This is a genomic window from Streptomyces mesophilus (assembly GCF_011044995.1).
Lineage (GTDB): Bacteria > Actinomycetota > Actinomycetes > Streptomycetales > Streptomycetaceae > Streptomyces > Streptomyces mesophilus.
The window spans coordinates 1-10,966 of the sequence record NZ_JAAKZW010000255.1 but is presented as its reverse complement, the minus strand read 5'-3'; the positions used below and the strand labels follow the sequence as shown (position 1 = coordinate 10,966).

At 68.9% G+C, this 10,966-nt stretch carries 8 protein-coding genes; 2 read left to right on the top strand and 6 right to left on the bottom strand.

The window, feature by feature from the left end; all coding sequences use genetic code 11:
• Positions 1 to 204: 204 nt before the first annotated feature.
• Positions 205 to 975 (top strand): ABC transporter ATP-binding protein, encoded by a 771-nt coding sequence (locus G6045_RS35135; RefSeq protein ID WP_165336266.1) that lies wholly within the window; start codon positions 205 to 207, stop codon positions 973 to 975.
• Between the two features lie 47 nt (positions 976 to 1,022).
• Entirely contained in the window at positions 1,023 to 3,575 is a 2,553-nt protein-coding gene (locus tag G6045_RS35130) for an ABC transporter permease (RefSeq protein WP_165336265.1), read from the top strand.
• A 77-nt stretch (positions 3,576 to 3,652) separates the two neighbouring features.
• On the opposite strand, the gene G6045_RS35125 is transcribed toward G6045_RS35130, so the two are convergent.
• From G6045_RS35125 to eno, 6 genes are all read right to left on the bottom strand, one after another.
• Positions 3,653 to 4,939: an SAM-dependent methyltransferase gene (locus G6045_RS35125; RefSeq protein ID WP_165336264.1), complete on the bottom strand. Its 1,287-nt coding sequence runs from the start codon at positions 4,937 to 4,939 to the stop codon at positions 3,653 to 3,655.
• Positions 4,940 to 5,231: 292 nt separating this feature from the next.
• Positions 5,232 to 6,641 (bottom strand): NAD(P)/FAD-dependent oxidoreductase, encoded by a 1,410-nt coding sequence (locus tag G6045_RS35120; RefSeq protein WP_165336263.1) that lies wholly within the window; start codon positions 6,639 to 6,641, stop codon positions 5,232 to 5,234.
• Positions 6,642 to 7,064: 423 nt separating this feature from the next.
• On the bottom strand, positions 7,065 to 8,006 hold the full coding sequence (locus tag G6045_RS35115; protein ID WP_165336262.1) for a Ppx/GppA phosphatase family protein: 942 nt from the start codon (positions 8,004 to 8,006) through the stop codon (positions 7,065 to 7,067).
• Positions 8,003 to 8,545 carry a DUF501 domain-containing protein gene (locus tag G6045_RS35110; RefSeq protein WP_165336261.1) on the bottom strand — a complete coding sequence of 181 codons (543 nt, stop codon included), beginning with the start codon at positions 8,543 to 8,545 and terminating at the stop codon, positions 8,003 to 8,005. The genes G6045_RS35115 and G6045_RS35110 overlap by 4 nt, the downstream gene beginning before the upstream one ends.
• A 197-nt stretch (positions 8,546 to 8,742) precedes the next feature.
• Positions 8,743 to 9,243, bottom strand: a complete 501-nt coding sequence (locus G6045_RS35105; RefSeq protein ID WP_165336260.1) for an FtsB family cell division protein — start codon at positions 9,241 to 9,243, stop codon at positions 8,743 to 8,745.
• A 147-nt stretch (positions 9,244 to 9,390) separates the two neighbouring features.
• Positions 9,391 to 10,683 carry a phosphopyruvate hydratase gene (gene eno, locus G6045_RS35100; RefSeq protein ID WP_165336259.1) on the bottom strand — a complete coding sequence of 431 codons (1,293 nt, stop codon included), beginning with the start codon at positions 10,681 to 10,683 and terminating at the stop codon, positions 9,391 to 9,393.
• Positions 10,684 to 10,966: the final 283 nt, after the last annotated feature.

Sequence of the window (10,966 nt, the reverse complement as noted above, 5' to 3'; positions counted from 1 at the left end):
ACCGAAGGCCGACCCCCCTCCCGCCGAAGGACCAGCGACTCAGGGTCGGCCGTCATACCTGGGGATGAGCCAGGGGTCTGCCCATCAGCCTCAAGAGGGCCGCGGGAACCAGAGCTGCGGCTGACTTCACGCGGGATTTACGCGGCGACGATGGAACGAGTTCGACAGAGTCCCTTTCCCCGTCCCGAACAGGAGTCCGCCCCCGTGACCACCACCCCCCTCGCCAGCCAGGCCACCGCCGTAGCCGCCCGGGCCACCGAGCTGACCAAGGTCTACGGCCAGGGCGAGACCCAGGTGGTCGCCCTGGACCGCGTGAGTGTCGACTTCCGCCAGGCGCAGCTCACCGCGATCATGGGCCCCTCCGGCTCCGGCAAGTCCACGCTGATGCACTGCGTGGCCGGGCTGGACTCCTTCAGCAGCGGCTCCGTGCGCATCGGCGAGACCGAGCTGGGTTCGCTCAAGGACAAGCAGCTGACCAAGCTGCGCCGCGACAAGATCGGGTTCATCTTCCAGGCCTTCAACCTGCTGCCCACCCTCACCGCGTACGAGAACATCACGCTGCCCATGGACATCGCGGGCCGCAAGCCCGACAAGCAGTGGGTGCAGCAGGTCATCGACATGGTCGGGCTCAAGGACCGGCTCTCCCACCGGCCGTCCCAGCTCTCCGGCGGCCAGCAGCAGCGCGTCGCCGTGGCCCGCGCGCTCGCGTCCAAGCCGGACATCATCTTCGGTGACGAGCCGACGGGAAACCTGGACTCGCGTTCCGGCGCCGAGGTGCTCGGCTTCCTGCGCAATTCCGTACGCGAGCTGGGTCAGACCGTCGTGATGGTGACCCATGACCCGGTGGCCGCCGCGTATGCCGACCGAGTCGTCTTCCTCGCCGACGGCCGCATCGTCGACGAGCTGTACGAGCCGACCGCCGACTCCGTGCTCGACCGCATGAAGCGGTTCGACGCCAAGGGCCGCACCAGCTGAGCGTCAGCGACCAGCAGTCAACTCCGTACAGAGACAAGAGACTTCACATGTTCCGTACTGCCTTGCGCAATGTGTTCGCGCACAAGGCCCGGTTGCTGATGACCGTGCTCGCCGTGATGCTCGGCGTGTCCTTCGTGTCCGGCACCCTGGTCTTCACCGACTCCGTCTCCCAGGCCATCAAGAACAACGCGTCGACGAACTACAAGGACGTCGACGTCGTCATCACGCCGAAGGAAGGCCGCAACCAGGAAGAGGGCAAGCCCGGCCAGGCGCCGAAGCTGACCCAGGACCTGCTCGACAAGGTCGAGGCCACCACCGGCGTGAAGTCGGCGACCGGCTCCGTCTCCGGCTACACCGCCGTCGCCGACAAGAAGGGCAAGCTCGTCGGTGACGGCTGGGCCTCCACCGGCACCAACTACCTGCCGGGTGCGGACGGCAAGGACGACCGCTACCCGATGGAGTCCGGCACCGGTCCATCGAGCGCGAACGAGATCGCGCTCGACTCCAAGACCGCCGAGCGCGCCGGCTACAAGGTGGGCGACACCGTCCGCCTCTCCGTCAACGGACCGGTGATCACCCCGAAGATCACCGGCATCTTCGACGCCGACGACAACGGCTCGGTCTCCGCCGGCGGCACCCTCGTCACCTTCGACAACGCCACGGCCCAGAAGCAGTTCGCGAAGCCCGGCGAGTACGACCAGATCATGGTGACCGCCGCGCCCGGCACCGGCCAGGCCGAGCTGCGCGACGCGCTGGCCGCGGCCGTGCCGAAGACGGCGGACCTGGACACGGCGGACAAGCTCGTCGCCGACCAGGAGAAGACGATCGACGCCGAGACCTCCGGCATCAAGACGTTCATGCTGGTCTTCGCGGGGATCGCGCTCTTCGTCGGCATCTTCATCATCGCCAACACCTTCACCATGCTGGTCGCCCAGCGCTCCAAGGAGATCGCGCTGATGCGCGCGGTGGGCGCGAGCCGTAAGCAGATCACCCGTTCCGTCCTTGCCGAGGCCTTCTTCGTCGGCCTGGTCGCCGCGGTGGTCGGTCTGGCCGCCGGTATCGGCATCGGTGTCGGGATGCGCTCGATCCTCGGGACGAACGTCGGGCTGCCCGACGGCCCGACCGTCATCGCCCCGGCCACCGTGATCTCCGCCTTCGCCGTCGGCATCGTCGTCACGATGCTCTCGGCCTGGCTGCCGGGCCGCCGCGCCGCGAAGATCCCGCCGGTCGCCGCGATGAACGCGCTGCACGCCGCCCCCACCACCAAGGGCCTGGTCGTCCGCAACACCATCGGCGCCGTCTTCAGCGGCCTGGGTATCGCCGCCGTCCTGTACGGCCGCACGATGGCCGCCTCCGACGCCAAGCTCCCGATGGGCCTGGGCGCCGCCCTCCTGGTGATCGGCATCTTCGTCCTGACCCCGCTCCTTTCGCGGCCGGTCATCGGCGTCGCCGCACCGCTCCTGAAGGCCTTCGGCATCTCCGGCAAGCTGTCGCGGCAGAACGCGGTGCGCAACCCGCGCCGTACCGCCGCCACCGCCTCGGCCCTGATGATCGGCCTCACGTTGCTCACCGGCATCACGGTCATCGCGGGCACCCTGCAGAAGTCCATCGACAAGATGGCCACCGAGGCGCTGCGCAGCGACTACGTGGTCTCCATGACCAACCAGTCGCCGCTCTCCCCCGAGGTCGAGAAGACCCTGGCGAAGACGGACGGCGTCACCGCGACCACGCCGCTGCGGATGTCGCCCACCGAGGTCTACACGACCGACGGCGGCTCCCGCGCGGACCAGCTGATCGGCGTCAACGGCAAGACCATCGAGGACCTGGTCAAGCTGGACTTCGCGGCCGGCGGCTGGAACCTGACCGGTGACAACGCGGTCGTCGACAGCGACACCGCCAAGGCGTACGGCTGGAAGAACGGCCAGAGCGTCGACGTCACGTACGAGGACGGCAAGCGCGGCAAGCTGAACCTCGTCGGTGTCTACGAGGGCAACGAGATGATCAAGGGCCTGATGGTCGACACCTCGGTCCTCACGCCGCATATGAAGACCGAGGCCGACTTCCAGGTCATGCTCAAGACCTCGGACGGTGTCTCGGAGGCCACCAAGGACAAGCTGGTCAAGGCACTCGGCGAGAACCCGGCGATCTCCGTCGACGACAAGGCCGATATCTCCAAGGAGATCGGCGGCATGTTCAACATGATCCTGAACATGCTGTACGGCCTGCTCGCGATGGCCGTCCTGGTCGCCGTGATCGGCGTGATCAACACCCTCGCGATGTCGGTGTTCGAGCGCCGGCAGGAGATCGGCATGCTGCGGGCGATCGGCCTGGACCGCAAGGGGATCAAGCGGATGGTCCGCCTGGAGGCCATCGCGATCTCCGTCTTCGGCGGTGTGCTCGGCATCGGCCTCGGCCTGTTCTTCGGCTGGGCCACGGGCGAGCTGCTCAAGTCCGCGCTGACCACGTACACCCTGGTCATCCCGTGGGGCCGGATGGGCATCTTCCTCGCCCTCGCCGGCGTGGTCGGCGTCCTCGCCGCGCTGTGGCCGGCGCGGCGGGCGGCGAACCTGAACATGCTGGAGGCCATCAAGGCCGAGTGAAGTCTTCGGCTGATTTCGGCTGTACGAGGTGAGGGCCCGGCTCCCGTGAAGGGGAGCCGGGCCCTCGGCTTGCGCCCTCAGCCCTTCCACGTACGCGCCCTGAGCGGCAGCCCCGACGCCCCCGACACGGGAGTCCGTACCGCCAGGACCTGGTTCACACCGATGCGATTACGGCGGAAGGCCATCGCGCTCGCGGCCATGTACAGGCGCCAGACACGGGCGCGGCCCGGCGACGAAAGCCGGACGGCCTGCGGCCAGTTCGCCTCCAGGTTCGCCACCCAGCGGCACAGCGTCAGGGCGTAGTGCTCACGGATCGACTCCACGTCGCGCACCTCGAAGCCGGCCGTCTCCAGCTGGGTGACCGTGCTGCCGACCGGGGACAGCTCGCCGTCCGGGAAGACGTACGCGTCGATGAACTCGTCGATGCTGTACGCCGATTCGTCGGCCAGCGGGCGGCGCGCGATCTGGTGGTTGAGCAGCCGCCCGCCGGGCTTGAGCAGGGCGTGCAGGTCGCGCGCGTACTCCAGGTACCGGGCCGAGCCGACGTGTTCGGCCATCCCGATCGAGGAGATCGCGTCGTACGGGCCGTCGCGGACGTCGCGGTAGTCCTGGACGCGGATCTCGATCCGGTCCGTGAGGCCCTCCTCCGCGATGCGTTTCCTCGCGTACGTGGCCTGTTCGCGCGAGAGCGTGATACCGACGACGCGTACGCCGTGCTCGCGGGCGGCGTGGACGGCCATCGACCCCCACCCGCAGCCGACGTCCAGGAGTCTTCGGCCCGGTGTGAGGTCGAGCTTTCGGCAGACGAGTTCGAGCTTGTCGCGCTGGGCCTGCTCAAGGGTGTTGTCGGGAGATTCCCAGTACGCGCACGAGTAGACCATCGAGGGGCCGAGGACCAGCTCGTAGAAGTCGTTGCCGACGTCGTAGTGGTGGCTGATGGCCCGGCGGTCGCGGATCTTGGTGTGCAGGGCGCCGGTGCGGCGGCGTACCTCTTCGCGCGGCGGGGGCGGGGGCGGGAACGGGCCCGCGAGGCGGACGAGTTCGCGTACGGCGGCGCGGGTGGGCGCATCGCGCAGCGACGGCCCGGGCAGGTCGTCGCGCTCCCAGACGAGGCCGGAGATGGCGCCGAGCGCCTCGTACAGATCGCCCTCGACATCGATCTCGCCGGCGACCCAGGCGCGGGCGAGGCCCAGCTCGCCCGGCCTGAACAGGATGCGGCGCAGGGCACGGCGGTGGCGGATGACGAGGGTGGGAGTGTTCGGGGGGCCGTACTCGCTGCCGTCCCAGGCGCGCAGCCGTAGGGGCAGCTCGGCCCCCAGGAGCTGCTCGGCGAGCGTGGTCAGCCGCTGCGCGGCGTCCGGCATAACGGATCACCTTCCCTGTCTCGGAACGATCCCTCCTTCACGTAAACACCCCGACCGCCGATTTCAAGCCCGAAAGGGCTGTTGGAGGCCGACTCGAGCGCTCGAACGGGGTCCGCCGCTACGGGCTCAGCTCCGACAGGGGGACCAATTGTGCGCACCGTATGGGGCGAATCGGACATCACGTGGACGATAGGTCCCCCGATCGCTTCCGGACATGCCAACGCCGAAGGGGCCGCCCGCACCACGGATGGCGGGCGGCCCCTTCGGGCGTGAGCTGGAGCTGGTTACGGCGTCAGGAGGCCTTGGCCTTTTCCGACGACGGGGCCGGAGCCGAAGCGGCCGCGGCCGGGGGGCGCTCCGCGGAGGTCTGAGCCACCGGGGCGGGGCGCGCCGCCTCGAAGAACTCCTCGCGCGGCGCCTCGAGCGCACCGAGGGACACGACCTCGCGCTTGAGGAACATCGCAAGGGTCCAGTCCGCGAAGACCCGGATCTTGCGGTTGAACGTCGGCATCGCCATGCCGTGGTACGCGCGGTGCATGTACCAGGCGAGACGGCCCTTGAGCTTGATCTTCATCTTGCCCATGACGATCATCGCGACGCCCTTGTGGAGGCCGAGGCCCGCCACCGCACCCTTGTTCGCGTGCTTGTACTCCTTCTGCGGGAAGCCCCGCATACCGGAGATCACGTTGTCGCCGAGGACCTTGGCCTGACGCAGCGCGTGCTGGGCGTTCGGCGGGCACCAGGCACCCTCGCCGACGGCGAGGTCCGGCACCTGGGCGTTGTCGCCCGCGGCCCAGATGTAGTCGGTGCCCTGGACCTGGAGGGTCGTCTGGGTGTCGACGTGGCCGCGCGGGCCGAGCGGCAGACCGAAGCGCTGAAGCGCCGGGTTGGGCTTGACGCCCGCGGTCCACACGATCGTGTTGGAGTCGACCTCGAGGCCGTTCTTGAGGACCACGTGGCCGTCGACGCAGGAGTCCATCGACGTCGACAGGTAGACCTCGATACCGCGGCCTTCGAGGTGCTCCTTGCCGTAGGCGCCCAGCTTCGGGCCGACCTCGGGAAGGATCTTGTCCGCGGCGTCGACGAGGACGAACCGCATGTCCTCGCGCTTGACGTTGTTGTAGTACTTGGCCGCGTCGCGGGCCATGTCCTCGACCTCGCCGATCGTCTCGGCGCCGGCGAAGCCGCCACCGACGAACACGAAGGTCAGCGCCTTGCGGCGGACCTCCTCGTCCTTGGTGGAGTCGGCCTTGTCGAGCTGCTCGAGGACGTGGTTGCGCAGGCCGATGGCCTCCTCGATGCCCTTCATACCGATGCCCTGCTCGGCGAGGCCGGGGATCGGGAAGGTGCGGGAGATGGCGCCGAGCGCGATGACCAGGTAGTCGAAGGGCAGCTCGTACGCCTCGCCGACCAGCGGGGCGATGGAGGCGACCTTGCGGTCCTGGTCGATGTTCGTGACGCGACCGGTGAGCACCTCGGCCTTGGGCAGAACGCGTCGCAGCGGTACGACGACGTGCCTCGGCGAGATGCTGCCGGCAGCAGCTTCGGGGAGGAAGGGCTGATACGTCATGTACGAGCGCGGGTCGACGACCGTGACGGTCGCTTCCGCGTAACGCATCTTCTTGAGAATGCGTCGCGCTGCGTACAGGCCTACGTACCCGCCACCTACTACGAGGATCCTGGGACGCTCCGTGGTGCTCATGCCATCGAGTATCCACCCGGTCGGCGGGGGTCGCTCGTGCGCCCCTTCACAAGGTTGCCGGGCCCCTCTGCTACACTGCGCGGCTCGCGTGATGCAGCTCATGGTCACACGAGGGAACCATGAGGTACGGGAGAACGTTGTTCACCCCTATTGAGCTGGGTTTCCGGGGGATCCACGGGGTGGACCACTGCCCGCGTTCACCTAGGCGTCACAGACGCGGAACGCGCCGGAATCAACGCGTACACCATGATCATGTCCCCGATTCGGACTCCGGGGCCGCCCAGTTCACCCGAGGGGCGCCATTTCCTTGTGAAGAACTTCACGAAGTTCCTGTGGACGACGGGTCGGAAGGCCCGCTTCCGGCCCGACTTCCGTGGATTCCAAGGCCCCTGACGCAATCGATCAAGGGCATCGGTGAGCGAACTATGCGATCGACCAGGCGATCCCGTCGAGGATGTCGTGCTCGCTGACGACGACCTCGGACGCTCCGATCCGCTCCATGATCATGAGGAGCACCAGGGCGCCCGCCGCGATGACGTCCACGCGCCCCGGATGCATCACGGGGATCGCGGCGCGCTCGTCGTGCGTCGCGGTGGTCAGCCGCTCGACCACGGCGGCGACCTGCTCGTACGGGATACGGGAGTGGTGGATCGCGGCCGAGTCGTACGCGGGCAGGCCGAGCGCGATCGCGGCGACCGTCGTGACGGAGCCGGCGAGGCCGACGAGCGTGCGCGCCTCGCGCAGCGGGACGCTCTGCTCGGCGAGGTCGAGTGCGGCCGCGATATCGGCGCGGATGGCGGCGATACGGTCCGGGGTCGGCGGGTCGACGACCTCACCGCCGGCGACGAGATGCCGCTCGGTCATGCGCACGCAGCCGACGTCCACGCTGCGTGCGGCCTCCACGCGGGAGCCCCCGACCACGAACTCCGTGGATCCGCCGCCGATGTCGACCACGAGGTACGGCTTCGCCAGGTCGCTGCTGCCGGTCAGCTCCTTGGTCGCGCCGGTGAAGGAGAACTCCGCCTCCTGGTCACCGCTGATGACCTCCGGCTCGACCCCCAGGATCTCCAGAACGCCCCGTACGAAGTCATCCCGGTTCGACGCGTCCCGCGAGGCCGAGGTGGCCACGAAGCGGATCTTCTCGGCGCCCAACTCCTTGATGGCGGCGGCGTATTCGCGACAGGCGGCGAACGTGCGCTCCAGGGCCTCGGGGGCGAGGCGGCCGGTGCGGTCGACGCCCTGGCCGAGGCGGACGATCGTCATCCGCCGGTCCAGGTCGACGAGTTCACCCGTGGCGGGGTCGGCGTCGGCGACCAGGAGGCGGATCGAGTTCGTACCGCAGTCGATGGCGGCGACGCGGGTCACTCGGACTCCCCTTCACCGGCGGGCTCCGCGACCGTCACGCAGGCACCCTTGCGCCACCACTCCGGCAGCATCGCAAGTGCCTCGTCGCCGAGCGGGTTCACGCCAGGACCGGCCGCGAGCGAGTGGCCGACCAAGACGTGCAGGCACTTCACGCGGTCCGGCATACCGCCCGCCGACGGGAAGCCCTGGAGCACCTCGATCGCGTCGCGGCGCTTGATGTAGTCCTCGTGCGCGGCGCGGTAGGCGGCGGCGAGCTCCGGGTCGGTCGCCAGGCGCTCGGTCATCTCCTTCATCACGCCGTTCGCCTCGAGCGTGCCGATGGCCGAGGAGGCCTTGGGGCACGTCAGGTAGTACAGCGTCGGGAAGGGCGTGCCGTCGGGCAGCCGGGGCGCGGTCTCGACGACATCCGGCTGGCCGCACGGGCAGCGGTGCGCGATGGCCCGCAGACCGCGCGGCGGGCGGCCGAGCTGCTGCTTGAAGGCCTCGACGTCGGCGTCGGTCGGCTCGGTGCGCGGGGTGGAGGGCGGCGGGGTTTCCATGCCTGGTCTTTCCGGTCGTCATACGGCTCGTCATACGGCCGAGTTGCCTGCGTGCAAGAAGTACGTACAAGAAGTACGGGAGATCCGGCCCGGGGGCCAATCCGGGGGTCGTGGGGAGACGGGCAGGTATCTCCTCGGTTATCTCCTCGGTGGATGATCCACACGAAAGGGGCTGTATCCCGGGGTTCCGAGGGCTCCTATTCGTCGCCCCCGGCGGCCTGGCCGGCGCGGTCCATGGTGTCGACGCCGTCGAAGAGGTTCACGTACCAGGCGCGGTCGGCGGTCGCCTTGGTGTCCTTGCGGCGCTCGCGGGCGGCGGACGGGTCGACCACGGTGTAGCCGGTCTCGCCGGGGTGCACCATGTGCAGCCGCTCGCGGGCCTGGCGCTCGATGTAGGCCGGGTCCTGCCAGCGGGCCTTCTCGTCGCGCAGCCGCTCGGTCTCGGCGCGCTCCTCGTCCAGGAGGCGCTGCTGGTCGGCGATGTCGGCGCGCTGGGCGACGTACTGCCTTATGGGATAGGCGAGCGCCACGATCAGCGAGCAGACGACCAGCGCGAGCAGTGCCGCGCGGCCGGTGAGCCGGGAGCGACGGGCCTGGCGGCGGGTCTGGGAACGGTAGACGCGGGCGGCGGTCTGTTCACCGAGCAGTCGCAGCCTCGTCGTGGTGGAGAACCGGTCCCGGTGGTCCTTCCCGGCCATCTCTCCCGCCTCCCCTGCTCCCCTATACGCCGACGTCCCCGCACACGGTACGGGACCGGGTGCGGGGACGTACGGACGACTGGCTAGCCGAAGCTGTGATCAGCCCTGACGGCCCGATCGGTCGGTGCTCAGCCCTTGCTGTGCTTATTAGTTCGCAGAGCGAAACCGCGGGAAGGCGCTGCGGCCGGCGTACACCGCGGCGTCGTCGAGGATCTCCTCGATACGCAGCAGCTGGTTGTACTTGGCGACGCGCTCGGAGCGGGCCGGGGCGCCGGTCTTGATCTGGCCGCAGTTGGTGGCGACGGCCAGGTCGGCGATGGTGACGTCCTCGGTCTCGCCGGAGCGGTGGGACATCATGCACTTGTAGCCGTTGGACTGCGCGAGCGAGACGGCCTCGAGGGTCTCGGTGAGCGAACCGATCTGGTTCACCTTGACCAGGAGGGCGTTCGCGGAGCCCTCCTCGATGCCGCGGGCCAGACGCTCCGGGTTGGTGACGAAGAAGTCGTCGCCGACGATCTGGACCTTGTCGCCCAGCTTGTCGGTGAGGACCTTCCAGCCCGCCCAGTCGTCCTCGAACAGCGGGTCCTCGATGGAGACCATCGGGTAGTCGGCGACGAGCTGCTCGTAGTACTCGGTCATCTCGGCGGCCGAGAGGGACTTGCCCTCGAACTGGTACTTGCCGTCCTTGTAGAACTCGGAGGCGGCCACGTCCAGGGCGAGCGCGATCTGCTGGCCGGGAACGTAACCGGCCTGCTTGATGGCCTCGACGATCAGGTCGAGGGCCTCGCGGTTGGAGTCCAGGTTCGGGGCGAAGCCGCCCTCGTCGCCGAGGCCGGTGGCCAGGCCCTTGCTCTTAAGCACGGACTTCAGCGTGTGGTAGACCTCGGTGCCCCAGCGAAGGGCCTCGGAGAAGGACTCCGCGCCGATCGGGGCGATCATGAACTCCTGGATGTCGACGTTGGAGTCCGCGTGGGAGCCACCGTTGAGGATGTTCATCATCGGAACGGGCAGCAGGTGCGCGTTCGGGCCGCCGAGGTAGCGGAACAGCGGAAGGTCGCTGGCCTCGGAGGCGGCGTGGGCCACGGCGAGCGAGACGCCGAGGATGGCGTTGGCGCCGAGGGAGCCCTTGTTGTCGGTGGCGTCCAGGTCGATCATGGCCTGGTCGATGAGGCGCTGCTCGGTGGCGTCGTAGCCGACGAGCTCCGGGCCGAGCTGCTCGATGACGGCCAGAACGGCCTTCTCGACACCCTTGCCCTGGTAGCGGTTGGCGTCTCCGTCACGGAGCTCCACAGCCTCGAACGCACCGGTGGAGGCACCGGACGGAACGGCAGCACGGCCGGTGCTGCCATCGTCGAGGCCAACCTCGACCTCGACCGTGGGGTTGCCTCGGGAGTCCAGGATTTCCCGGGCTACGACGACGTCGATGGACGGCACGAGCATCTCCTTCTGGGATGTGACGCTAGAAGTGCAGGGTCGCTTTGGCCTTGCGACAAGAGCCTAACCGGCTCTGAGGCATCGGCCAGCCGACCGCCCGTCCCCTGGGACGAAAAGAGGCCCGAAGGCCCGTAATACGGGGCAGAAGGGCCTCTGGTCGGGCGTCTTTATTACCGGCTGGTACGGAACGAGGCAGGCATATCGGGCAGGGGTTTTGTTCGCCCGGCGCGCAAAAGGACCCGCCCCGGCGCGCACGGGGGAGAGCGCGCCGGGGCGGGAGTGTGGGGGG